Below are 25,296 nucleotides of genomic sequence, written 5' to 3' on the forward strand. Positions count from 1 at the left end.
CACCGGGCCGGACCTTTTCCCTGGCCCGGGACAATTGCCTGCTTCTGCGCGGTTCGGCGGCGGACCGGGCCCGGTTCACGGGGCGGTTGCGACACGTGACTGCTCCTCCGTCGCGGCCGCCCCGCGACGGCGTCTGCGGATCGGCGGCGGATTCCCGGCCGCCTTGTAGATCGTAACGAGGAATGCCTTCTCCTGCGGTGTCGATGGCGAAGACGCCACGTCCGGACCCGTTGTCGCGGGCTTTTCCGGGGGTCGCGGCGAGGCCGGGCGTACCACCCATGCGACGGGCCGTCGGCCCCGCCGACATTCCGCCGGTGGCCTGCCACGGCCCGGGATTTGCCGGGAAATGGGCTGCCAATACGGCGGGAACCGGCGATGTTCTATTCCGTTCAGGCTTACGCGCCCGTGCCGTCACGCACTACTTTCGGTGGAAAGCGGGTGCCGGGGCGACGGGTGGAGACGAATGTCTGCCCAGCATGGCGTACGGCGAGAATCGGGCGGCGGTCGACCGCCGTCACGCGGACGTGACGGCGGCGCGCAGGGGTCGTCGCCGGCCCGGCTGGCGAGACGCCGTCGCGGGCGCCGTCAGCCGCCGCCCCCGGCCGAAGCGCGCCCGCCGCCACCCTCGTCGTCTGCGGCGTCCCGGGGCGCGGGAGCCGTAGCCGTGGCCGGCCCCGCGGCGACCGTGGGCGCGGCCGATCCCGTGGTGGCAGGTCCCGTGGTGGCAGGTCCCGCCGGCCCGCCGCCGCTCGCCACGCCGGCCGTGAGCCCCGGGCTGATCGTCGCCGCGGTGCGGCGGCGGGTCGGGCCGTCGGCGAGCCGGGCGAGGTAGGCGTTGTACGCGTCGAGTTCCGCGTCGACGTCGCCGGCGGCGGCGATGCGGCGCTCGCGGGCCCGGGTGCGTCGGTCGTCCATCCGCGACCACTGAATGACCAGCACGATGAGCACGGCGAACGTCGGCAGCTCGCCGAACGCCCAGACGATGGCGCCGGCGGTGTGCTGGTCGCTGAGCGCGCTGACGCCCCACGGCCGTACCAGCCGGCCGTACCAGCCGGCCGCGAGCAGCGACGACTCACTCATGATCGCTATTCCGAGGAAGGTGTGGAACGGAACGGCGCTGAGCAGCATGATGATCCGCCCCGGGTGCGGCAGCCGCCGCGGCAACGGGTCGATCCCGATGAGCAGCTCGAAGAACAACACGCCGACCGCGAGGAAGTGCACGTTCATGTACAGGTGGCCGAGGTGGTTGTGCATGAGCGTGGTCAGCAGCGACGTCAGGTACAGCACGTACAGGCTGCCGATGAAGTTCACCGTCACCAGCGCCGGATGGGTCAGCACCCGCACCGGCCAGGAGTGCAGCAACGCCACCAGCCACTCCCGAGGCCCGCTGCGGTGCGGGGCCCGGACGGGCCGCATCGCCCGCAGCGCCAGGGTGACCGGCGCGCCGAGGACGAGGGGGATCGGGGCGAGCATGCTCAGCAGCATGTGCTGGGTCATGTGCACGCTGAGCAGGACGGGCCCGTAGCGCCCCAGCCCGCTGGAGGTGGCGAAGACGACGACGGCCAGCCCGCACAGCCAGGCGATGGTGCGCCCGACCGGCCAGCGGACGCCCCGGGCGCGCAGCCGCAGCACCCCGGCGACGTACAGCCCCGCGGCGATCACGGAGGCGCTGAGGAACACCCAGTCGATCCGCCAGTCGGCGACCAGCCGGACGGCCGACACCGGCGGCGGCATCGGGTAGCCGAGCAGCGCCCGGGTCGGGTCGGCGGGGACGAGGGCGTCGTCCACCGGCGGCGCCGTGCGGGACAGCCCCACGGCCAGCCCCAGCGTCGCCGTCAGCACGGTCAGCTCCACGCCCGCCAGGCGGACGAACCGGCCGACCGCCCCCGCCGTGGTCCCAGCCCCCGCCGTGGTTCCAGCTTCTGCCGTGGTTCCAGCTTTTGCCGTGGTTCCAGCTTTTGCCGTGGTCCCAGCCACTGCCGTGGTCCCGGCCCCCGTCGCAGTCCGACCCGCCAGCGTGGTCGGCGGCGTGGCCGGGGCAAGGCGGGCGACGACCTGGCGGCGCAGCAGGCCGCCCAGCACGACCGCGGCGATCAGGCCCACCGCCTTGAGTGTGACGAGCAGGCCGTAGCGGGTCTCCCACAGCGGCGCGAACCCGCCGAGCCGCAGCGCGGCCCCGCCGATTCCGCTGACCGCGGTGACGGCCGCTGCGCCGGCCGCGAACCGGCTGTGCCGCCGCAGCGCAGGCCCGAAGGAGCCGGCGGGCAGCCGCACGGCGGACAGCAGGCCCAGCAGCCCGCCCACCCACGCCGACGCGGCGAGGATGTGCACGGCGAGCGCCACCACCGCGATCGCATGGTCACCGGACGTGGCGGCGTGCCCGGCGAGGACCGGCGGCAGCAGCCCGATGGCGGCGAGGGCGAGCAGCGTGCCGGCCGCGGTCGTCGTCGTCACCGTGCGGCCCACGATCGCCACCACGGCGGCGAGCGCGGCGACGGTGAGCAGGGCGCGGCCCTGCTCGGTCGAGGCGACGAACGAGCGCAGCGCGTGCAGGTCGAGCACGTCCCCGGCCGGCTGCGCGGAGACGTCGGACAGGGTGAACACCAGCTCCGCCAGCGTGGCGATCAACCACACCACCGCGGCGTCGGCCGCGTACCGCCCGCAGCGGCGCGCGGTCGACGTCAACGGCCGCTGACGGGACCCGGCCGCACGTTCCGGCAGGGCGACCGCCCGCGCGCCCGCCCGCGCGTCACCCGCGCGAGCCGCCGCCCCATCACCTGCGCGTGTCGCCGCGTCGCCTGCCCGCGCTGCCGGCGCGTCCGCGGCGGACGGCTCTCGGTCGCGGCGCGCGGGGGCGCGCCGGGCCGGCAGCAGGACCGCGGCGGTGAGCAGCCAGCCGAGCGTGGCGACCGAGGCGATCCGACCCACCAGCCGGGCGAACGGCAACGCCCAGTAGGTGCCCTCGCCGGACGAGGGCAGCCCGGGTAGCCGCAGCGGACCCGGACCGAAGCCGACCACCAGAGCCAGCACGGCACAGCCGGCCAGCACGGCGACGGGCAGCGCGCGGGCGGCGCCCGCGGGCCGGGCGGACAGCGACGCCGGGGAGACGCCCCCCGACGGGAGGATCTCCGGGGCGACGGGACCGCCGGTCGAGGTGGGCGTGCCCGTCGAGGCGGATTTGTCCATGGTCAGTGCGCTCCGGGTTGACGACGGCGCAGGATCAGGAAGACGAGCAGGCCGCCGACGACGACCACGACGACGGCGGCGATCACCACGAAGAGGGCCCCGCCGACACCCCCGCCGTCCCCATCGTGCGCGCCGGCGGCGGGCGCGGTCGAGGCGGCCCCGCCGGGGACCGCCGCGGTGGCCGCGCCGACGCCGGGAGCGGGAACACCCCTTCCGGCCGGCGACGCGGAGCCGGCGCCGCCGCCCTGCGGGCCCGCCCGTCCGGCGACGGTGAACGTGAACGTCCCCCCGACGGGATGACCATCCTCAGAGACAGCCTGGTAGGAGACCGTGTAGCGCCCGCCGGCCAGCGCGATGAGCGGTTGGCGGACCGTGGCGCCCTCGACCATCGTGGCGCCGCTGATCACGCTGGCACCATCGGTGCCGGTCACGGCGACGTGGGTGTAGCGGGATGAGACGGACTCGTTGAAGGTCAACGTGATCTCACCCGGGGCGGCGGGCAGCACGCTGTCCGCCGCCGGCGTGGTGGCCACGAGCCTGGAATGCGCCGCGGCGGGCGCCGCCAGGGCCAGCAGCAGCGCGGGCAGGATCGCGGCGACGACGCCGACCGCGGCGGCGACCCTGCTCCGCCGGGCGCCGCCGCGACGCGCGGAAGCCGTCTGCACCTGTCGTCGCACCCGCCGGATTCTACGCGCCGTAGAACGTACATCGTGGTCACTGCCGGGCGGAACCCGCGCAGCAGCAACGGCAACGGGCCCTCGTCGTAGGTGCTTCGACCCGCTTTGGGGTCAGTTCTGGTGCCGTCAAATGGGTTTGCTGGTACCCCCCCACCCCCTACCCCTGACGGGCTACGGGCCTCTCCGGGCCTTCCGCGTGGGGTTTGCGCGCGCTGTGGCCCGACCCACCCATCACCGGCTGCGTGGACTGGCGCGCAGGCGGACGGTGAGGAGGGTGAGGTCGTCCTTGTCCACTGCGCCGATAGCCCGCTGCGCGGCGAGATGGTCGCGCAGGTCGTCGCGCGGGCTGCGGATGACCCGATGTAGCGCGCCGAGGTCGTGGAGGGCCAGAGTGAACAGCCAGCGGGCGACGGCATCCGTGGCGAGCAGCAGGGTGTCACCCGCGGCCACCGAGCCCGAGGCCCGTTCCACCCCGGCGGAGTCCATACTGGCCGCGAGCAGGTCGGGCTGGCCCGGCACCAGTCGCGGGGTGTCGGAGAACTGTTCCGGGGCGGCCAGCGGGAAGGCCGTGAGCACACCGGCGGCGGTTACCTGCAGCAGGCAGGAGTCACCGATGGCAATTGCCTTCCAGGCTGCGCGGCCCTGGTCGTCGAACATGAGCTGCAGCCCGAGGAACGTGGCGTAGGCGCTGGTCACCGCGCCGGGACCCTCGTCGAGCCAGCTGGGCCCGACCGCCTGGGGAAGGGTGACCGCGTGCTGCCTGGCCACGGCGAGGAACCATTCCCGCAGGTCGGCGTCGCTGGCCTGGCCCGCGGGCGGCTGGCGGACGTAGGCGCGGACCAGCGCCTGCGCCCACAGGTGCACGTCGCGTCCGGCCGACGCGCCGTCGGCGACGGCGAACCGACCGTCGCGTTCGCTCGCGGCCGCGCCGTCCTCGATCGGGTCGATCTCGTTCTTCGGTAGCCGCAGGATCCTCGCACTGCACCGCAGCGGCGCCTGCGGGCGCGCGAGGTCCCGCCGGCCGGCGGTCACCGACGGTCGTCGGTCAGGCTGGTGCCGACCCGCAGCGCCAGCACGAGGTCGTCGGGCGCCGCGTTCGCCACGAAACCGCGGGACCCGGCGGAGAGACTGACGTTGGTGCTGGATTCCGCCCGTTTGCGCATCTCCTCCGGGATCTCGCTGGAGATGTCGAACAGCAGACGGACGAACTCGTCGCCCGCGGGCAGCTCCGCGGGGCTGGCCGGGAAACGCACCGAGGCCGACAGGCCGTCGGAGAGGCTCACGTTGAACAGCAGCAGGTCCCCGTCCCGGGTGCGCAGCGAGCGCAGCCGGTCGGCCCAGGTGCGCACCTCGTCGCCGTCCCCGTCGGTCGCCATCCCGTCGGTGATGTTGACGACGATCGGCGGGTGGGACCGCTGGTGCCCCGAGGCCCAGCCGCTGGCCAGCCGACCGGCCTGGTTGAGAGCCAGGCACATCGGCGTGGGACCGGACGCGAAGGGTTCCACCCAGACGGGCTTGGAACGTCCGTCCCGTTCCTCGTGCCGCAGCACCGAGGAGAACAGCTCCGGGATCGACACGAGCCACTGGCCGGTCAGCGGACCGTCCAGCAGCGAGCGCACCTCCTGCCCGCAGTAGCCGAGCACGGCCAGGTCGTAGTAGGCCCGCGGAGTCGGCTCGGTGTGCACCTTCCGGCACCGCCGCATGATCATGGCGATGGTGTCGTTGACGATGTCGGCCAGCAACTCGGCCCGCGACACGTTGGGGCGGCCGCCGACCGGCAGGTTCATCGAGTCGGACTGGTCCAACAGGAAGATCACGCAACCCGGGGTGGTGCGGTCGATCGACTGGGAGTAGGGCACGGACCGGCTCCTAGCGGTGGGACGGAGGGTCGTCGAGGGGCAGGGGTCGTCGGGGGATGGGGGCGGTCGGATCGACCAGGAGGTCCGGCCAGGGGTCGCCGGGCTCGATCGTCCACGCATGGTCGCAGTGGTCGCAGTAGTAGTCCGCGATGATCGCGTGATCGGTGCCGCAGTGCGGGCAGATCGGGTCGTCCAGCAGCCGCCAGCCACGGTCCGCCGGGCCCGATGGCCGGGGCGGCCCACCGGCCCGCGCCCTGGCCCGCTCTCCGTTCCCCTCGACGGCGGTGCGGCCGACCCGGGTCCGGTCCCCGTCCCGGCCGCCGGGGTGGCCGCCGGGGTGGTCGGCCGAGGGGTCGGATCGTGCGGTCGCCGGCTCCTGACCGGCGGAGGTGTCCGGCCGGCCGGTCGGACGCGGCTGACCGGACCTGGCGTCTGCCCGCGCGGTCCGCAGGACGAGGCGGGTCACGAGGCGGGTCACGAGGCGGGTCAGCGGCATCAGGGCGACTCCCAGGGCGTAGTCGGGGGAGGATGTCAAGAGACCAGCGCCCGCAGCAGTCCGGTGCGGTACACGATGACGAAGACGACACCGAAGACGGTGAGGAACACGGTGACGTAGGCGAGCGCGCGCGCCGGGCCCGACCGGGCCGAGCCATCACCCTCGTTCGCGTCGCTGTACTCGGCCAGGCCGGCGCCGACGTCCGCCTCGCCGGGCCAGGACCAGGTGGCGTCGGGATCCGGCGGGGCCGCCTCGGGCTCGTCCCACCAGCGTTTGACGTCGTCGTGCCCGGCGGGACGGAGGAACGATGCCGGCCGCAGGAGCCCCTCCGACCGGACCTGGCGATACCCGTCCAGCAGGCCGGCCAGGTCCCGGCCGGAGTCGGCCGGGCCGTGGCAGAGCTCCCGCAGCAGCGGCACGAGCCGACGGACGTCCTGGCCGGGACTGCTGTTCAGCCGGTCCCACAGCGGGGTCTGGTCGGGATGCGCGAGATCGTCGTCGGTGAACACCAGGTTCTCGCCGTTGTGGTAAAGCCCCCAGAGGTCCGGCTCGACGGCCAGCGCGCGCAGGGAAAGGTAGATGACCAGGGCGGAGAACGTGTCGACGGTACGGCCCCAGTCGCCGCGCCGCCGCCGGGGATGCTGGTAGTGCCGATGACCGGTCTCGTCCGGCGGCAGGTGGGCGACGGCCGGCAGCCAGACGCCGTCCAGGTCGACCGCCTTCAGCTGCCCGTCCCCGGTGACGAAGATGTTGTTCTGCTGCAGGTCGCCGTGCGCCACGTCGGCCGCCCCGAGCGCGGCGACGAACTCGGCCCAGTTCCAGGCCAGGCCGCGCAGCCCGGCCGGGTCCTTCTCGAGCACGTGTTCCACCTCGCCGGCCAGCGACCGGCCCTCCACCCGCTCCATGACGATCACCGGCCACCAGGTGCCGTCGATCTCGACGCCCTGGTCGATCCACTCCGCCTCGGCGATCGCGGCGGCCAGCAGCGGTTGGGCGGCTCGCCGGGCAGCGAGCTTCTCGTAGCGACGGGTCGCACCGGCGCCCAGGTCACGGGTCGGGCAGCGCAGCGCCACGCCCTGCGGGCCGCGACGGCCGAAGAAGACGACCGCCGACGCGCCGAGCGCGTGCAGCAGCGGCCCGGACCCGTCGCCGCCGGCATCGGCCCGGCCCAGCCCGGCAGGGCCCTCCCGATCGAAGGTGACGCCGGTCAGGCGCGGATGCCAGTACGAGCCGCGCGCGACCGCCGCCTCGAACTGCCCGTCATCTGGCCAGATACGCACACCACTCACCATTGTCTCCGGCGGACAGCGGACAGCGGCGACACCCGAATGCGCGCCGACCCCGGAAGCAACGTCATCGGAATTCCCGGCCTCGTGGCGGTCGGCGGCCGGAGCTGCCCGTATACACATTCACCCGGGCCGGGACCGCGCTACCGGGCCAGCGCGGGAACGGCCAACACCATTGCTGGCCGACTATAGCCGGGCGCCGGCGAGAGCGTCCACCGTTCGAACGCGCACGAATCTTGGAACCGGCCGCCAAGGTCATCTGGACGGCCAACCCGTTACCGCCGTTTGTCCACTCGCAATCGCCTGCTCGGGTGGCCGGCGCGGGCGTCCGTCCGGGCTGCGATGCCGTTCAACAGGAAAGATATGGCGCCGCCAGGACGAGGCGCCGGCCGAGGAGATGAGTGTGGTTATGATGATGGCGTCGGCGACGGAATCGTCTCGCAGGGGGAGCAGGATCGATGGCTCGGGTTGTCTCCACTGACACGGCGCGCGATGCGATCGGGCGTATGCAGCAGATCATCAACTCCGGGCTCAGCCAGGAGATCCAGAACCTGGAACGCGAAGGTCAGCTGCTGAGTGACCCGAACAACTGGGACGGCGGCCTCGCCGTTCAGTTCCGGGCTGACATCTGGCCGCAGACCAAGACGGCGCTGGACAACGCGGTCACCCAGCTTGGCGCGCTGCAGCAGAAGGTCAGCCAGATCAACACGGACATCATGAATGCGGGCGGCAACTGAGCGACGTGCCGACGCCCGCCCGCCCCGCCGCCAGGCGACGAGCCGGTGCCGGTGCCGGTGGCACCCTGCGCGGCAGGCGCTCCTGGGAGGTACTGCCGCCGACGGCCGCCGGCACGGGGTGCGGTTCCTAGCCGTAGACCGGGAGGCAGCCCGTCGCGGTGAAGGCGGGCGGCTGCGGCACGGCGAACGGCTCGGGCTCGGGTCCGTAGTCCTCGTCGGAACCGAACACCGCGTCCTCGACGCGATGGAAGAAGCTCCGGTGCTGCTTTTTCTCGGTGACGTTGTCGGCGTATCGGACTCTCGCCTCCTCCGTCATCGCCTGGCTCCACAGAACGGCCAGGGCGCGGGCGTCACCTCGCATCGCGGTACTGAGATGTGTGTCACCGCCCTGTTCGGTGGTCACACTGCCGCGGAACTCCGTGGCATAACGGCCCTGCCAGTGGCGCAGGGCCGTGGTCGCGGCGGTGTCCCGCTTTCCGCGGAAGGTGTCGACGCCGTCGGCCAGGCCCCACAGCCGTCTGGCCAGCTCAAGCGCGCCGTCGAAGTCGAAGACCACGTGCTGGCCGCCATGAACATCCATCCTGGGCCTCCCCCGGGAATCAGCGGAACGCTCGGGGCATTGTAGGGCTCCGGCACTAGGACGGGCACGGACGACCGCGGAAAACTTTGTTCGGATCCGCGGGGTCCTCGGTCGGTGGATGGGGACCCGGCCTCGCGAAGGAGCGGGGAGAGAGGAAGAGCGTCGTGGCGACCAGTTCCGCGGATCCTGAGGACCTGGGCACCTATGTGACGGATGCCACCGCGGCTCGTACGACGCTGGCGGCGGCGGCGAGCGGTGTGCGGGCCTATTACGACGACGTGCTCGCCCGGTTCGGGGCGCAGTACAGTCTTTCGCATCCGGATCTGTGGGCGAAATTAAGTTCGCACCTGAGCGACGCCGAGGAGCGGGACCGTTTCGTCGCCACGGTGAGGGACGCGTTCGTCGCCGCGGACAGTGGTTCCGCGGGCACGGCCGCCGGTCCGGTCACGGTCGACGACAGCCGGATCGCCGCCGGTCTGAGGGCGGCCGGCATCGGTGCGCTGCCGACGGCCTCGCTGACCATCGACGACCCGACGCTGCTGGGCCACACACCGGACAGCGGCTTCGTCGACGACCCGGTGTGCACCGCCAACGGCAACCTCGTCGAGCAGGAACTCGACCTGCCGCTACCCGGCCGGGTGGCGCCGGCCAGCTGGCAGCGGACCTACAACTCCCGTGCTCATGAGCGGCTCGGCGCGCACGGGCGCGGGTGGTCCAGCTGGGCCGACACCGCGCTGGACCTCGGTGACGAGCGAGTCGAGGGTGACGAGCGGGTCGAGGGCGCCGAGCAGATCGAGTGGCGCGCCCCGGACGGCGCGCACTGTCTGCTGGCGCGCCCCAGGGTGGACCGGCCGACCGAACTGCCGCTGCTGGGCGCGACGCTGCACGCCGACGGTACTGGTTTCCGTTTCACCCGCGGTTCCGGGGAGACCTGGTGGTATGACGCGGCGGGTCGGCCGGTGCGGGTCCGTGCCGACCGGTCGGAGCTGTTGCTGACCTGGGCTGACCTGCGGCTGACCAGGCTTTCGCACCCCCGTTCGGGCCGGTGGGTCGAGCTTGGCTGGGATGACGCGGCCGGGCTGGTCACGTCGGTGCGGGCCAGTGATGGCCGGGTGGTGCGTTACAGCTACGACGAGCATGCCTGTCTGGTCGGGGTTGATGGTGGTCCGCAGGGTTCTCGGCGTTATCGCTATGCCGGTGCCGACGATGCCGGTGCCGACGATGCCGGCGTCGGGGTCGGGGTTGGTACTGGTGCGGACCACAGCGCCGGTGGGGGCGGTACCGGCCCGCTCGTTGAGGTCGTCGACGCCGATGGTGTGACGTTGGTGCGTAACACCTACGACGACGCCGGCCGGGTGTTGACCCAGCTGACCCCCGAGGGCCGCCTCGTCCAGTTCGCCTATCGCGAGGGCCGTCGCACTCTGGTGACGGACGCTGCGGGTGGGGCGATCAACGAGTATCGGCACGACTCGGCCGGTCGGTTGGTGAGCGTCGTCGACGATGCGGATCGTCCGTTTCACCGGGTGTTCGACGACGCCGGTCGGCTGCGCGGTGTGGAGGAACGTTCCGGTGCCCGGTGGTCGATGGACTACGACGATGAGGGCAACCTTGTCCATCGCGCGGGTCCGTGCGGCATCACCGAACGCTGGTCGTGGGATGCCCTGGGCCGGCTGACCGGCTACACCGATCCGCGTGGCCATCTGACCCGGTGGGTCTATGCCGGCACCGGCCGTACTCCGGTGGAGATCGTTGATGCGGCGGGTGCGTTGACCCGGATCACGGTCAGCGATGATGATCTGCCGACCTGTGTCATTGATCCGGACGGCGTCACGACGCGGTTCCGCTGGGACGACGACGCCCAGCTCATTGATGTGCGGGTCGCGGGTGGTGGGAGGACCCGGCTGCGCTACGACGCGGCCGGCCGGCTGGTGGGGATCACCGGGCCGGCGGGGCAGACCCGGGTGTGGGAGAACGACGACGCCGGGCGGGTGGTGCGCGAGCATGGCCCGGACGGGGCAGGCAGCGAGTACCACTACACCGCCGCGGGCCGTCCCGATGGCTACGTCGACCCGGCCGGGGGCCGGTGGGGTTCGACGTACGGTCCGCACGGGCGGGTCGAGCAGGTCACCGACCCGCTGGGCTCGATGCTCGGCTTCGAGTACGACCTGTTCGGCAACACCGCGCTGATCGTCGCCCCCGACGGGGAGAAGTTCCACTTCGACCACGACGGCCTCGGCCGGCTGGTCGCGTTGAGCGATCCGGCTGGTGCGACGTTCCGCCGGGGCTACGACCCGGACGGCCGCCCGACCGTCGAGTCCGACGCCGAGGGCCACGAGTGGCGGGTCGAGTACGACGAGGCCGGCCGTCCGGTGCGCCGGACCAGTCCGGACGGGCGGGTCTGGCAGCGCGCGTACGACCCGGCCGGCGCGGTCGTCGCCGAAACGGACCCGGCGGGTGCCGCCACCCGCTACGGGCATGACCCGCGCGGACGGGTGGTGGCCGTCACCGACCCGCTCGGCGGGCGGCGCACGCTCGAATGGACTCCCGGCGGCCGCCTCGCCGCCGTCACCACCCCGCTCGGCCGGCGCGAGACCTACGGCTACGACCGGGCCGGCCGCTGGATCCAGACCACCAGCCCGTCCGGAGCACGCACCCGCTACCGGCGGGATGCCGCGGGCCGGTTGACCGCGCTCGTCACTCCCGCGGGCCGCGAGACGACCTGGGAGTACGACGCGTACGGCCGGGTCGTCGCGGTGACCCGCCCGGGCCAGCGGCGCACGACGATCGAGCACAACCCGCTCGGCCTGCCCGTGGTCGTCACCGACGGCACCGGCGCCTCCCGCCGCTACACCTACGACGCCCGCGGCGCCCTGACCAGCGCCACCGACCCGCTCGGCGCTGTCACCCGCTACACCTACGACACCCGCGGCCAGCTGTCCGCCTGGACCGACCCCCTCGGCGGCCGCCACGAACTGCGCCACGACTCCGTCGGCCGCCTGACCGCCACGACCGACCCCCTCGGCCGGACCACCACCGTCACCCGGACCAGCGACGGTGCGGTCCAGACCTGGCGTGGTGCGGACGGCGTCGGCCAACGGTGGTGGCGGGACGCGGCCGGCCGGCTGGTGGGCGAAGGTCTCCTCGACGACGCCGAGCCCCGGACTCGTTTCGACCACGATGCCGCCGGCCGCCTGATCAGGGCCACGGCACGGGCTGATGCGACGGGATCCGACCGGGGCGTCTCCCTGACCTACGACGCGGCCGGTCGGCTGGTCTCTCGCACGACCGCGGCGGGCCGGCTCACCTGGGAGTACGACGCGGACGACCGCTGCGTCCGGCTGGGCCAGGCGGGCGCGCCGCCGGTGCGCCATGACTACGACGACGACGGCTACCTGCGCTCCGTCGGGCACCCGGCGCTCGGCGTGCGGCGGATCGATCGGGACGCCGACGGGCGGATCAGCGCATCGGACAGAACAGTGGAACGCGACGCCGCGGGTCGGATCACCCGGGTCGTCGAGGGTGGCCGCGAGATGCGCTTCGGCTACGACGCAGCCGGCCAGCTGGTCACCGCCGAGGGGCCGTGGGGGACCCAGACCCTGACCTGGGACCTGGGCGGACGTCTCGTCGCCGAGGACCGCGGCGACCCGGCAGGCGTCCTCCGGTCCACTTACGATGCTGCCGGCCAGCTGGTCGAACGCCGCCTGGGTGCGGCCGAGGTGACCCGCTACCGGTATGACGCGGGCGGCCGGCGGGTGGCGGCGGACGGTCCGTCGGGTGCGACCCGGTACGGCTGGGACGCCCTGGGTGGGCTCGCCGAGGTCAGCCACACCCCGTCGGGCGCCGTCGGCGGCGGAGCGCCGAGGGAGCGGACGACTCGCCTGGTCACCGACGCCCTCGGCGAGCTGCTGCAGATCGACGCCACGACGGTCCGCTGGGACCCGGTGACCTGGCCGGGGCAGGTCCACAGCCTCGGTGAGCGCACGTTCGTCCGCGCCGGGTCAGCCATCGGTGTGATCGACCGGGAGTCGTCCGCAGCACGCACGCCCCCGTCGGGGAACAGCGCCGGACGTGGCCGCTGGCACGACACCGACTGGCAGGGCTCGGTCGGCAGCCATGACCCCTGGGGAGACCTGCTTCCCGGGCGCGACACCGGGCAGGCCGCGCGCGGGCCGTCACCGGTCGGCGGTGACCCGGTCGGGCTGGGTTACCGCGGCGAACTCGCCTTCGACGGCCTGCTCTGGCAGCGCGCCCGGATCCTCGACCCGCAGACACGGTCTTTCCTGTCGCCGGATCCGCTCGAGCATGTTCCCGGGATGCCGGGCGCGGCGAACCCGTACCACCAGGCGTGGAACGACCCGGTCGGAATGCTGGACCCGACCGGTCTGCGCCCACTGTCCGACAAGGACTACGACAAGTATCGGTCCCACGAAAGCAAGAACACGTTCGGGAAAGTCTGGGACAACATCAGGGAAGACCCCTGGGGAAGCCTGGCCGCCGCCGGAGTCATCACCGCCGGCGTCGGCCTGATGTTCGTCCCCGGCGGCCAGGCAATCGGCGCCGGCATCCTCATCGGCGCCGCCACCTCGGGCGGCCTCGGACTCGTCACCGGCAACGTCGATCCCAAGTCCATTGCCATCGCCGGAATCGCCGGCGGAGTCGGCGGCGGCGTCGGCGGGGCCACCGCCAGACTTGCCCCGCAGGCCGGATATCTGGCAGCGGGCGGGTCGGGTGCACTGGCCGGAGCATCCGGAGACCTCGTCGCGCAGGAACTCACCCATCCCGGCCACCTTGATATCGGCGAGCTGGCCTTCAGCACTGCAACCGGCGGCCTCGGCGGTATCGGCAGCCGACGCCTGGTACGGCCAGCAGCACCGACGGTCGCCGAGGATAAAATTCTCTGGACGACCTGGCAGAACTATCCGAAGGTCCTCGTCGACGGCCGGGAATATGCCCAGGTCGGGAGCCGTCTTTACTCGAGGCACGCGGTGGACAGAATGCAGCCGAGTGGACTCCGGTATTCGGCCAACCCCGGGCCGTACGAAGGTGGCAGGACTGGCAATACCCCCCAGATCGTCCAAGCTGGCGGCGTCTATGGGCGCAGTGTCGCCCCGCAGTACGTCGAGGATGTCATAAAAAGCACCGACGTTATTGTCCAGGAGAACGGTAATATCGTACACTGTAGCGGCAGTCTCAAGGTCGTCCTAAGCCCGGAGGGTAGAGTGGTAACTGTGATGGCGAATGATTGATCCGGGAATTTTTGAAGAACTGCAGGCGCTCCGCATGAGCGTTTCTTCCGGTCAAATTGATATCGGTGATGCTCATGCGGCCTTTGAGGGGCTCACTTATGCTATCCGTGATGTTACTCGGTCGGACGCGCGGGCTCTCCACGAGATGGTCAACGATATCGAACTAATTCAATTTGGTCGTCTACCTGAGAATCAACCGCAGGCGGTGTGTGATGTTCTCGCTAAAGCAGAATTAATTTTCGAGCGTTACCGCTGATGTAAAGAACCGATATGCCGAGGAGGTCGCCGCCGAGACCTATGGTACGGGCAGCCTGTGGCAGGGCCTCAAGTTCCCGATCACCAACAACTACGTACGGATCCCCTGACTGGGCGCGGAGCTGACGGGAGTCGGTGCTGCCGGCTGCGAAATCTACGGGGGTGTGCGATGAGCCGATTTACGCGATGCCTGTTCCTGTCGAAGGGCAACATCAGCAAGGACGATGCCATGGAGCTCGCGCGAGCTGAGTGCGCCAGGCGAGACCTCATCTGGGAGGAGCCCGTGAAGGTGTATCGCCACTTCGGAAACTGGCACGTATGGACTCATGCCAATTTCCGCGGCGGAAACATCCAAGTGTTCGTTGACAGAGGCACGGGGGCCGTCATGGGTGTCTTCGGGCCAACGCCGTGGTGACAAGGGCAAGGCCTAATTCCGTGCCGCCGCCGTCATCGGAGCCGGCGTCAGCGTGATGTTCGTCCCCGGCGGCCAGGTGATTGGCAGTCGAGGTCGCCCTGAATCCGGAGGGTCGAGTGGTGACAGTGGTCACGAAGTGAGGAACCTTCATCTTCTCCAGAGGTTGCGCGTGCTCCGCGGGAGCATTTCTTCCGGTCAGGCCAGTATTGATGAGGTTGACGACACCTTTGAGGGTCTGACTAATTTACTTGAAAATGTGACCAAGTCGGACGAGTGCACTCTTCATGGCCTGGTCAATGATGTCGAAAGAATTCGCTTCACTCTCCTGCCCGAGAACCAGCCGTCTGCTGTGTGATGTTCTCGACAAGGCGGAGACGCTTTTCGAGTCGTATTGCTGATGAAAGATTCCCGAGAATCAGGTGGCGGCTGTGCGCGGGGTTCTTGCTGGAGCGACCTCGACGGCTGGCCGGCTCGCGGCTCGAGATTGCAAGCCTCCCAAGAACTGGGGAGATGTGTAGCACACCGCATAGGACGGCGGGCCTGAGCAGGTATCCCTCGGGCTTTGCGATAATTGGCTTGGATGGAGGCTTATATGGCGGTGCTGATACCGATGGCGGAGCTCCCGACGGGTTTTTTTTACCCCAAGGAATATCTGCGCATCATGGAACTTGGGCTGACCAACCTCGAACCATGGTGGCTCATGGACGGCGCCATCCTCTTCAATATATACAACGGACTTGCCGAGCGTTATCCTGGCGACAGTTTCGTACCCTTTGCGAAAAGGGAGGACAATGACGATGTCGCCTGCTGGCGCCTGGCCAGAAGGAACATCGTCGTAGTGCATGACTATACGAGCTCGAGTCGGCATCGGCGGGGAGAATTCAAAGACTTTTATGCCTGGTTCAGGCAGGCGATCCAAGACCTGATCGAGTTCGACGTATAGGGCGGGGGATGGTGGCTGGTGCGGGACCGTCGGGTGCGGTGGTGAGGCTTTGACTTGTCGGCTCTCCTGGTTATGGGTCCGATTTCACGGAACGGGATTGAGGATGACGTGGTCGAGCTGATTCCGCCGACCGAGCTGCCGCCGGGATTCACCTATCCGCCGGAGTATCTCCGGGTCGTCGAACTCGGCCTGACCGATCTCCAGCCCTGGCAGATCATCGAGGGACGCGCGCTACTCGTCATCTACGCCAACCTCGCCCACACGTTCCCGAACGAGCAACTCGTGCCCTTCGCCGGGTTTTTGGAGAATGATGACGTCGTCTGCTGGCACCCGGCTACGAGGAAGATTGTCACCGTCGATCCCCCGGACAAGCTCTGGTACGGCAATCGGAACTACGAGACCTTCTGGGCCTGGTTCCGGCAGGCTGTCGAGGACATGATCGCGTATGACGGGTAGAGCGGTATCGGACGCCGTGCTCAGACGATGATCATTTGGGTGTGCGCGGTCGCCGAGGACGGCGCGACGGGGGACTGGTCGGTCGACATCGGGGCCGACGCCACCGTGGGGAACTGGGCCTTCATCTGTTCGTCCGGCCGGGCGAGGCCGGTCCGCTGGTGGACGAAGAGTCGTTCGGTCCCGAGATCGTGATGGCGCGCTGCGGCATCCTCGACGGCGTCGCCGTGGCTGCGGTCGACAATCGCTCCGGCAACGGGGGCGGGTACACCGCGGCGGGCCCGCCCGATGGGTGGCCCGGCACCGGCGAGGCCTGGTGGGAGCCCGCTGCGGCGTCGCGCGATAGTGGGCCCACGGCGGCCCTGCCGGACGAGGACTGGTGGACCCCCGCGCCAGCCCACACCCCGACGTCGAAGGGGACGGCGGCGTCGAGTGCCGTGGTCACCCGGTCGGGGCCGCGAACGCCCCCGGCGGGGCCGCGTCCCAGCGGGTGGGCGCTGGTCGTCGTGACCGGGCCGGGCGCCGGGCGGCGCCTTCCGGTTCCGGGCGGGAAGATTCGCCGGATTCCGAAATCTTGATACGGCAGATGATCGGGGTGGCGCGTTGGCTGCAATAAAAGCCGAGATCGTGAACTACGAAGTCGACTACTGGCCGGCAGGTGTTCCGTTCGAGAGTGCTGACGAGGTGCGCAACTACTTTCGCTGGGAGGATCCGTACTGGGCCGCCCGGGAGAACGTGCGGCGTGTCACGGCCCGGTTCTTCGGGCGTGCGCCGATCTACTACCTGATGTCAATTTCTACGCCTGGTTCCGGCGGGCTGTCGAGGATTTTATTGAATGGGGCGAATAGCTTTTTGGCCGCCAGTCGCAGTCACGTCGGAGTAGTGAGTATTGCTGGGAGAATGTGGGCGTGGGCGGTGCTGGTGGCCTGGCCGTGGCCCGCAGATCCGCTGCGACCAGGAGCCTGGCCCCGGCCGCCGAAGGTAAAATACTGTGGACCTGGCAGAACTATCCAAAGGTCTCTGTTGATGGCAGGCAATACGCTCAGATCGGGAACCGGCTGTACTCGAGACATGCGGTGGACAGAATGCAGCCAAGCGGACTCCGGTATTCGGCCAAGCCTGGGCCGCACGAAGGGGCAGTACCGGTGGAACTCCGCAGATATTCCAAGCTGGTGGCGGTTACGGCCGCAGTGTCGCTCCACAATATATCGAGGATGCCATAAGAGGCATCGACGGTGTATTGCAGCAGGACGGCAATATCATACACTATAGTGGCAGTCTAGAGGTCGTTCTAAGCCCGGAGGGTCGAGTGGTGACAGTGATGACGAAGTGAGCAATTCAGAAGTTCTCCGGAAGTTGCGGATGCTCCGCGCTAGCGTTTCTTCTGGTCAAATCAGCATCGATGATGCTTACGACACATTTGAGCCCCTGACTTATTCTCTCATGAATGTGGCCCGGTCGGACGAGCATGCCCTCCATGACATGGTCAATGACATTGAAAGAATTCGATTCACACTTCTACCCGAGAGCTAGATGCCGGCCGTGCGTGATGTTCTTGCCAAAGCGGAAGAAATCTTTGAACGTTACCATTAATTTACTGATGAGAACCTCATTGTGGGCGGTTCTGTGACGGGTGGTGCAGGGCCGAGTGGTCTCAGTGTCGAACTGGCAACCGCCGAAAGGCGCGCCGGCGGGATCGCGACCTGGGGGAGCGAGGCTGGAGTACAGAGCGGATGGTCGGCGAGAGGAGAGCTGGCGTATAGCGTCTACACATCCGACGAGATCACCGAGTACTGGAGCTGGCGGGAGTCGGCGCGGCGGGCGGCGCTACCAGAAACGGAATCTACGAGGGTTTGCGATGAGCCGACTTGCGCGATGCCTGTTCCTGTCGAAGGGCCACATCAGCAAGGAGGATGCCAGGGAAATCGCGCGGGCGGAGTGTGCCAGGCGAGGCCTCCCGTGGTGGGAGCCGGTGATGGTGCGCCGCGACTTCGGGGACTGGGAAGTATGGACTTACGCCGATCACCGTGGCGGCAACGTCCGAGTGGACATCGACCGAGGCGCGGGGGCCGTCAAGGCAGTCTTCGGGCCAATATCACGGTGACACGGGACCGAAAGTACGCGAGGCTTCAGAACTTGGCCATCGCCGCGGAGGGTGATGATGCTGTCTCTCGAGGAGTACCCGGATGTCCTGGTTACCGTCGCCCACCCCTGGGGTGACGTGGAGGTGTCTTTGGATGCCTGGATACGGACTGGCCCGGGGCCGCGGCCCTATGTCGGCATCGTCGCGGCGAGGCGATCATCGACCGGGTGCGAGGTGCCGCTGGTGGAGATCCCACTCGAATACCACAACAGCCCGGAGACCCGCAGCCTTCAACGGCACGGCCTACTTCCGTGCCCGTGGGGGCCGCCGCCCGAGTCGGAGCCCAGAGCTCTCACCGACCTGGGATGATGTCGTCCGGCGCGCCGCACTGAAAGGAAAGTGGTGCAGATCGACGTGGTGGGCTTCGACCCTTCAGCCGGTCTGGTCAACTTCAGGTACGGTGGCGGCCCGCTGGTCGGACGGTGGCGCGGTGACGAGGCTCCCCGGCCCGGGCCCGTGTACGTCGAGCTCGATGTTCCGGATGACTGTCGGTGGGGGCTGGACATCCAGGTTGAGCCGGAGGGGCTGACAGAAGGAATCTGGCCGGGCGGTCCGCAGGGGGACGGTTGCATTCTGGTCGGCCGCTGCCTGGAGCTTACCTATTACGACGTCCTGATCCTCTCGGTACTCGGAGGTCTCTTGATGATCAGTACCATGGGGGAGGCGCCCACGCGGACGGACGGACTACTGATGTCCGTGCGTTCCCCGCGGCTCGAGGTGTTCCCGGAGAACGTGTGAGGCCCGCGCGGTCCCATGACTTCGTGGGTCGTTGACTGGGGCGGACGCAACCCGTCCGGGAGCTGGGCTTTCGTTTGTCACCGGCGGCCTCGGCACCAGGACGGGTAGCCTGCTCAGGCGGGGAGACGGGTTCGGTTTCGGCCCGTTGCCGCCGGCGCTGGACGCCGGACCGGCGCGGAGCTTCACCAGGGTGGGACGATGGCTGGGCGCAGGACTGTGACGTGGAGTTTCGATTGTGTACGCGAATGGGTCGACGGGGAATCGGAGGCGCTCGCTGGGATGGGCGTCCGGGCGGAACTGGTTGTTGGTCCGGCGGAGCGGGCCAAGAAGGCCGCCTGGGTTGATCTGGAGTCGGATACACGTCTGGCTCCCGTGATCTTCTGGGACTCTGGTGAGGTGGACCTCACGGTGCTGGACGTCGCACGCGGAGCTGCTGTGTGCGAGGAGAACCGGGAGGTCACCTCGAGGCAGGGAGTGGTGAACACGCTGCAAGATGCGGTGGCCTGGACGGCCTCATGACACCTCCGACCGGTCCAGTCGGGCGCAGTCCGCGGTCTCGGACCTCATGATTGTCAGGGTGCGCGCGGTCGCCGGGGGCGGCGGGGTGCGGGACTGGTCGGTGGAGGTCGGGGCGGACGCGACTGTGCGGGAGCTGGGCTTTCGTCTGTTCGGGCCGCTCGGCGAATTCGGTCTGGTGGTGGCGGGGGAGTCGTTCGGGCCTGAGGTGCCGGTGGCGATCTGCGGGATCGTCGACGGCGTCGAGGTGGCCCCGGCCGAACCCGTGGACGGGTACCGGTCCGGGTACGGCAGCGGGTTCACCGCGGCGGGCGCGTTCGTCTGGCAGGGCGACGACGCCGATGCATGGTGGGAGCCCACGGCCGGGCCGGGAGCCGGCGGCTTCGAGGCGGCCGCGTCGGATGCGGTCGCGTCGGATGCGGATGCGGATGCGGACTGGTGGACCCCCGCGCCGTCGCTGCGTGCTGCATCGTCCGACGCGCTGCCCTGGTCGCTGGCGGGGTCCTACCCCGGCGGGTGGGAGCTGGTGGTCGTCGCCGGCCCAGGCGCCGGGTGGCGGCTGCCCGTGCCGGTGGGGCAGGAGGTCTCGCTGCTCGTCGACCCGTTCGACGGGCCGCTGCTCGAACGCGGCGGCGTCCAGGAGGCGGCGGCCGAGTTCACCGTGGCCGACGACGCGGTCACCTGCCGGTGGGCGGCGGCCGGGTTCACCGTGGACGGCGAGGCCCCCGCGGACTACCAGGTGCTGCGCCCCGGAGCGGTGCTCACCGCCGGGAGCAGCACCGTACGCCTGGCCCGCGCGGGCGGCGGGCTGGCTCAACCGGGCCAGGCACTGGGCCTGCCGGCCGAGCATCGCCCGACCGTGCCATTCCACCGCACCGCCCGTCCGGTGCCACCGCCGGGGCCGGACGTGGTCACGCTGCCGCCGACGCCACGGGAGCCGGGCCGGGCGAGCCCGTTCAACTGGGCGTCCCTCGGCGCTCCGCTGGTCCTCGCCGGCCTGCTGTTCACGATGACCAGGCAGCTCACGTACGCGCTCCTGTCCGCGATGGGCGCGATCATCGTGGTGTTCTCGTTCGTGGAAAGCCGCCTGCGCCGCCGCCGGGAGGTGCGCCGCGGCGCCGCCGAGCGGGCGGCGGACCTCGCCGCGTTCGACACCAGGCTGGCCGAAGCCCGGCGCCAGGAGCTGCGGCGCCGCTGGGACGTCACGCCGACGGCCGCCGACTGGGTGCGCGCCGCCGACCAGCTGGGCGCCACCCTGTGGGAACGCGGTCCGACCGACAGCGACTTCCTGGACGTCTTCGTCGCCGTCGGGCACCTGCCGTGGCGTCCGGCGGTCGAGCGGGCGGACCAGGCCGGCGCCGAGATCAGGGAACGGGTGGCCCGTTCGGGGGGCCTCTCACCCGTCCCGCTCACCTTCAGCCTGGACCGCGGCGAGCTCGTGACGCTGCGCGGCCCGCGGCCGGAGGTGCTGGGCCTGGTCCGCGCGGCGATCTGCCAGGCCTGCTGCGCGCAGGGGCCCGCCCATCTGCGGATCGGCCTGCTGGTCGAGGACACCGCCGACTGGGAGTGGCTCAAGTGGCTCCCGCACCTGCGGGACGAGGCCAGCGGGGAACTCCGGGTGCGGCGCATCGACGCCGCCGCCGACCCGCAGCGCGCCGTCGACGAGGCCGCCGCCTGGCTGACGGCCGTGGACTCGCTCGCCGCCGCCGGCAGCGCCGGACCAGGAGGACCAGGCAGGGCGGGCGGATCGGGCGGCCTCGGCGGCAGCGGTGGCTCCGGTGGCCGGGCCGCCGGCGGGGGTCCCGCGGTCAGCCTGCCGGCCGCCGCGTCCCCCGAACGGGTGCAGGCGGTCCGTACCCTGCTGATCGTCGACGGCCCGCGGCTGCGGCCCGGGTCCAGCCTCGCCTTCCGTCGCGCGCTCGCCGCCGACGCGTCGGCGATCGTCGTCGACGGCCCACCCCCCAACCTGACCACCACCCTGGTCGAGTTCGGCCCCGACGGCATGGTCACGCAGGCCGACGCCAGGACCGGCCGGGTCGTACCCGGCGCGAGCCCGGCGGCGCTCGACGCCGACGACGCCCACCGCTGCGCGCGGATGCTCGCGCGGCTCGACGATCCGCTCGTAGCCGACCGGGACGCGCCGCTGCCCGCCGGGGTCCGGCTGTCCGACCTCGTCCCGTTCGACCTGGCGCAGCCGTCCGACCGGCTTGCCGACGCCATCCGCGCGCACTGGTCCGCCCGCCACGACCCGGGGAGCCTCACGATCCCGGTGGGCGTCGGCGAGGACGGGCCGTTCGAGCTCGACATCGTCCGCCATGGCCCGCACGGACTACTCGGCGGCGCGACCGGATCCGGCAAGAGCGAGCTGCTGAAGATGATCGTGGCCGGGCTCGCCGCGCGGTACTCGCCCGACGAGGTGATCATCGGGCTGTTCGACTTCAAGGGCGGCACGTCCCTGCAGGAGCTCACCCGGCTGCCGCACTGCGTCGGCCTGGTCAGCGACACCGACCTGCACGAGGCCGAGCGGGCACTGCGCTACCTGCGCACCGAGCTGCTGCGCCGCGAACGGCTGCTGTTCGCCCGCGGCGCGGCGAAGATCGAGCAGATCGCCGGTGAGCTGCCCCGACTGATCGTCATCATCGACGAGTTCCAGATCCTCGCCGACGAGCTCCCCGACGAGCTGCAGACCGTCATCGACCTGACGAAGCGGGGCCGCTCCCTCGGCGTGCACCTGCTGTTCGCGACGCAGAGCCCCGCCTCGGTGCGTAACTATGACGAGATCAAGCGCAACACCCAGCTGCGGATGACCCTCAAGCTCCTCGACGTCGAGGACTCGCTGCGCCTCATCGACCTGCCGGACGCCGCCCGGTTCACCGTGCCCGGCCGAGGGCTGGCCCGGGTCGACAACCAGGTGCTCGCCTTCCAGGCCGGCTACCCGTCCGGCTCCGTCGACGCGTCCGAGGACGACGCGGTCCGCCTCGAACCGTTCACGCTGCTCCCCGCCGCCGCTCCCGCCACCCCCGACGACGACATGTGGACCGCCACGCCCAGTGCGGTCGCCACCGCCGCCTCAGCCGTCCCACCCGGCGCGGCCGTCATCGCTACCGCGGATGTCGCAGGCGTCGTCACGTCGATGTCCGGCGGCGCGGACCTGGCGGGCGCCGCCGCTCTGGACGAGCCCTGGTGGCAGGTGGACAACCTGCCGAACGGCACCGGCCGCTCTGGCACCGTTCTCGGGGCCGGCACTGCCATCAAGGGCGGCGCGGGTGCCGCAGACGGCACCGGCACCAGTGCCGAGGACGACGAGAATGTCGCGACCGGGGAGCGGACCGAGCTGGGCGCGTTGATCGCCGGAGTCCGGCGCGCCTACCGGTCGGCGCTGCACCGGCGCCAGCTGCGGCCCGTCGCGGACGTCTGGCCACCGGCACTGCCCACGTCGCTGGCACGGGGCGAGGTCGTGGCCCAGGCCCGGGCGGGGGAGGTGATCCCCGGGCGTCCCGCCGGGCTCGCGGCGTACTTCGCTCGCGCAGACCGTCCGGACGAGTCCGAGCACGCTCGCCAGCCCGCGGTCGCCTGGCATCTCGACGCGGGCAACCTGCTCGTCTTCGGCGCTCCGGGCGCCGGCGCCACCACCGCGCTGACCGTTCTCGCCACCGGTCTCACCGCCTCGCTGTCCCCGGCCGAGCTGCACCTGTACGCGCTGGACTTCGCCGGAGGCGACCTGCAGGGGCTGGCCGGGCTGCCGCACTGTGCCGGCAACGTCATCCTCGGTGACGAGCGGGAGCGGCAGGTGAACCTGCTGGCCTACCTGCGGGCCCGGATCGCCCGCCTGGGGGCGCTGGACGCGGCGGGCCGAGCGGCCGAGGCCCAGTCGATCCTCCTGATCGACAACCTGGGTGGCTTCATGAACGCGCACGAGGCCGTCAGCTCCAAACAGGGGATCGCGGTGCTGGAGGACTTCGCCGCGGTGATCGGCGCGGGGCCCGGGTCGAAGGTGGCCGTGGCCGCGTCCGTCGTCGGCACCCGGGTGCGCAACGAGGTCGCCGCTCGCGCGCCGCAGCGGCTCATCCTGCGCCTACCGGACCGCAACGCCTACGCCGACCTCAACATCGAACGGCGCTCGATCCCACGCGGTGTGCCCGGCCGGGGCCTGTGGACCACCGGCAACGACCTGGTGATGGAGGTCCAGGTCGCCACCCCCGACGCCGTCTCCCCCGCCGGGACCACGCGCGAGTCCGCGCCCGGAGCGTTGCCCACCGGTGTGCCCGCAACCCTGCTCGGCGGCGCCGGCGGGCCGGGTCAGTCGCCGCGGTGGGCCTGGACGGACGGCGTCCGCGCGGACGGCGCCGGCGCCGCGTCCCTACCCAGACGCATCCGGGCCCTGCCGGCAACGATCGAGCCGGACGAACTCACCGCGGACGGGGGCGCCCGTCTGGACGACGACGTGCTGGTGATCCCGGTGGGCCTCACCACCCAGGACGGCGCGGTCGTGCAGGTGTGCCTTGACCTCGCGGAAGACAGCCCGGCCCTGGTGTACGGGCCACCTCGCTGCGGCAAGAGCACGCTGCTGCGCCGACTCGCGGAGCTGACACGGGCGAGCCTGGGTGACGCCGTGGCGATCTACGCGGCGGCTGCCCCCGACTCGCCGCTCGCCGGCTGCCCGGCCGCGGACCGGGTGCGTGGGCTCGACACGGCGGTGACCCTCGCCCAGCGGGCCGCGAGCGAGCAGCGGCCCGCCCTGCTGCTCATCGACGACGTGACCCGGCTCGGCGACAGCCTGAACGCCTTCCTGCAGGAACGTCACCCCCGTGTCCGCCTGGTGGCGACGGCCCGCGTCGGCGAGCTGCGCACGGCCGACTACACCTGGACCGCGAGCCGGCTCAAGTCGGCGCCGACCCGCCTCGTGCTCGAGCCGGAACCCGGCGAGTCGGATCCCGTCAGCGGCCGGTACCTCACCTACCCGCCGAGCGGACCAGGCCGCGGCCGAGGCTTCCTGCTCTCCGCAAGCGGCACCCGATTCGTCCAGACCTGAACCAGCACCCCGATGGCACCAGGACACCGGCAAGTTCGACGAGTAGCTGCTCGTAGGTCCCGGTGTGGATTTCTGGTGGAGTTGGGGTGTGAGGGCTGGCTGGGGCTGGGCCCAGAAAGAGGACGGCATGACCCTCGGCTGATCACGGCCTCGGGCGACCATGGATGTTGCCGCCCCGCCGTATGGCGTCCGAATGCGCTGAAGCCGGCTTCGGCGGTCGCGGGCGCAGCGGGTGCACGCTCGTGGTGGAAGTATTGAGGTCAGCCAGGGAAGACGCTCCTGTCGGCGCGGAATCAGCATTCGACAACGGTCGGTCGGTACGTTTTTGGTACAAGGCCAGATAGTTAAGGAATTACTTCCATGGGTACGGATAGAAGTGTGGCGGAGCACCGTTCGTATGGCATTTACACGGACCGGTTCGACGTAATGGATCGCCGGCCGGGGTCGGGGATCGCGATCATGGCGGTGGTGACGCTGTGAGGATCTCCCGCGGCCCGAGAGCCGATGAGCTCACGCCCTCGCAGGGGCAAAGTCGTGGCCGTCACCGTGAACGTAGACAGTGGGGCTCCCGCCCTGACAGTGCGGATGATTACACGTTTCTGGACGCTCTGCTGGAAGATGAGTCCGACATCAGCGACGTATGTCTACGCCTACCTGCTGGGGTTCTGGAATGGGCGACCTCCAGAGCGGAGCGCCTGGGTATTCCCGTCTCGACCGTCGTGGTCGATGCCCTG

Annotated in this window: 15 protein-coding genes; 8 read left to right on the forward strand and 7 right to left on the reverse strand. The window is 70.7% G+C overall.

All coding sequences use genetic code 11. The features are described 5' to 3' along the window. Positions 1-585: 585 nt before the first annotated feature. The 6 genes from AC5R91_RS31190 to AC5R91_RS31215 form a co-directional block, all read right to left on the reverse strand. Positions 586-3,186: a bifunctional copper resistance protein CopD/cytochrome c oxidase assembly protein gene (locus AC5R91_RS31190; RefSeq protein WP_495394859.1), complete on the reverse strand. Its 2,601-nt coding sequence runs from the start codon at positions 3,184-3,186 to the stop codon at positions 586-588. A gap of 2 nt (positions 3,187-3,188) precedes the next feature. Next, positions 3,189-3,851 (reverse strand): copper resistance CopC family protein, encoded by a 663-nt coding sequence (locus tag AC5R91_RS31195; protein WP_495394860.1) that lies wholly within the window; start codon positions 3,849-3,851, stop codon positions 3,189-3,191. 243 nt (positions 3,852-4,094) lie between these two features. Then, a complete protein-coding gene (locus tag AC5R91_RS31200; protein WP_495394861.1) occupies positions 4,095-4,895 on the reverse strand; it encodes a hypothetical protein in 801 nt (266 codons plus the stop codon). Next, positions 4,892-5,722, reverse strand: coding sequence for a vWA domain-containing protein (locus AC5R91_RS31205; protein WP_495394862.1), 831 nt, complete (start codon positions 5,720-5,722; stop codon positions 4,892-4,894). The genes AC5R91_RS31200 and AC5R91_RS31205 overlap by 4 nt, the downstream gene beginning before the upstream one ends. Before the next feature lie 10 nt (positions 5,723-5,732). Then, positions 5,733-6,257 (reverse strand): hypothetical protein, encoded by a 525-nt coding sequence (locus tag AC5R91_RS31210; protein WP_495394863.1) that lies wholly within the window; start codon positions 6,255-6,257, stop codon positions 5,733-5,735. Beyond that, positions 6,254-7,498: a protein kinase family protein gene (locus tag AC5R91_RS31215; protein WP_495394864.1), complete on the reverse strand. Its 1,245-nt coding sequence runs from the start codon at positions 7,496-7,498 to the stop codon at positions 6,254-6,256. Before AC5R91_RS31215 ends, AC5R91_RS31210 begins: the two co-directional genes overlap by 4 nt. Before the next feature lie 464 nt (positions 7,499-7,962). Between AC5R91_RS31215 and AC5R91_RS31220 the strand changes: the two genes are divergently transcribed. Further along, entirely contained in the window at positions 7,963-8,241 is a 279-nt protein-coding gene (locus AC5R91_RS31220) for a hypothetical protein (RefSeq protein WP_044884053.1), read from the forward strand. Between the two features lie 127 nt (positions 8,242-8,368). Here the strand turns inward: AC5R91_RS31220 and AC5R91_RS31225 are convergent, their stop codons facing one another. Then, positions 8,369-8,821 carry a hypothetical protein gene (locus AC5R91_RS31225; RefSeq protein WP_495394865.1) on the reverse strand — a complete coding sequence of 151 codons (453 nt, stop codon included), beginning with the start codon at positions 8,819-8,821 and terminating at the stop codon, positions 8,369-8,371. Between the two features lie 164 nt (positions 8,822-8,985). On the opposite strand from AC5R91_RS31225, the gene AC5R91_RS31230 reads away from it, so the two are divergent. From AC5R91_RS31230 to AC5R91_RS31260, 7 genes are all read left to right on the forward strand, one after another. Further along, positions 8,986-14,067, forward strand: coding sequence for a DUF6531 domain-containing protein (locus tag AC5R91_RS31230; protein WP_495394866.1), 5,082 nt, complete (start codon positions 8,986-8,988; stop codon positions 14,065-14,067). Beyond that, the gene (locus AC5R91_RS31235) at positions 14,060-14,323 is read left to right on the forward strand and encodes a hypothetical protein (RefSeq protein WP_495394867.1); all 264 of its coding nucleotides are present in this window, start codon (positions 14,060-14,062) and stop codon (positions 14,321-14,323) included. Before AC5R91_RS31230 ends, AC5R91_RS31235 begins: the two co-directional genes overlap by 8 nt. Positions 14,324-15,329: 1,006 nt before the next feature. Beyond that, entirely contained in the window at positions 15,330-15,680 is a 351-nt protein-coding gene (locus tag AC5R91_RS31240; RefSeq protein WP_495394868.1) for a hypothetical protein, read from the forward strand. 108 nt (positions 15,681-15,788) lie between these two features. Beyond that, complete coding sequence (locus tag AC5R91_RS31245) at positions 15,789-16,136, forward strand: hypothetical protein (RefSeq protein ID WP_495394869.1); 348 nt, start codon at positions 15,789-15,791, stop codon at positions 16,134-16,136. A 2,482-nt stretch (positions 16,137-18,618) separates the two neighbouring features. Continuing rightward, the gene (locus AC5R91_RS31250; RefSeq protein WP_495394870.1) at positions 18,619-19,014 is read left to right on the forward strand and encodes a hypothetical protein; all 396 of its coding nucleotides are present in this window, start codon (positions 18,619-18,621) and stop codon (positions 19,012-19,014) included. 198 nt (positions 19,015-19,212) lie between these two features. Beyond that, positions 19,213-19,533, forward strand: coding sequence for an immunity protein TriTu family protein (locus AC5R91_RS31255; RefSeq protein WP_495394871.1), 321 nt, complete (start codon positions 19,213-19,215; stop codon positions 19,531-19,533). Between the two features lie 46 nt (positions 19,534-19,579). Beyond that, positions 19,580-24,562 carry an FtsK/SpoIIIE domain-containing protein gene (locus AC5R91_RS31260; RefSeq protein WP_495394872.1) on the forward strand — a complete coding sequence of 1,661 codons (4,983 nt, stop codon included), beginning with the start codon at positions 19,580-19,582 and terminating at the stop codon, positions 24,560-24,562. Positions 24,563-25,296: the final 734 nt, after the last annotated feature.

It is taken from the genome of Frankia sp. BMG5.60, from assembly GCF_059428125.1.

What these genes read in the sequence shown, in the direction of transcription:
- AC5R91_RS31255 (WP_495394871.1), top strand. Translation starts at nt 19,213, where the DNA reads ATGGCTGGGCGCAGGACTGTGACGTGGAGTTTCGATTGTGTACGCGAA.
- AC5R91_RS31190 (WP_495394859.1), bottom strand. Translation starts at nt 3,186, where the DNA reads ATGGACAAATCCGCCTCGACGGGCACGCCCACCTCGACCGGCGGTCCC.
- AC5R91_RS31235 (WP_495394867.1), top strand. Translation starts at nt 14,060, where the DNA reads ATGATTGATCCGGGAATTTTTGAAGAACTGCAGGCGCTCCGCATGAGC.
- AC5R91_RS31225 (WP_495394865.1), bottom strand. Translation starts at nt 8,821, where the DNA reads ATGGATGTTCATGGCGGCCAGCACGTGGTCTTCGACTTCGACGGCGCG.
- AC5R91_RS31220 (WP_044884053.1), top strand. Translation starts at nt 7,963, where the DNA reads ATGGCTCGGGTTGTCTCCACTGACACGGCGCGCGATGCGATCGGGCGT.
- AC5R91_RS31260 (WP_495394872.1), top strand. Translation starts at nt 19,580, where the DNA reads ATGATTGTCAGGGTGCGCGCGGTCGCCGGGGGCGGCGGGGTGCGGGAC.
- AC5R91_RS31240 (WP_495394868.1), top strand. Translation starts at nt 15,330, where the DNA reads ATGGCGGTGCTGATACCGATGGCGGAGCTCCCGACGGGTTTTTTTTAC.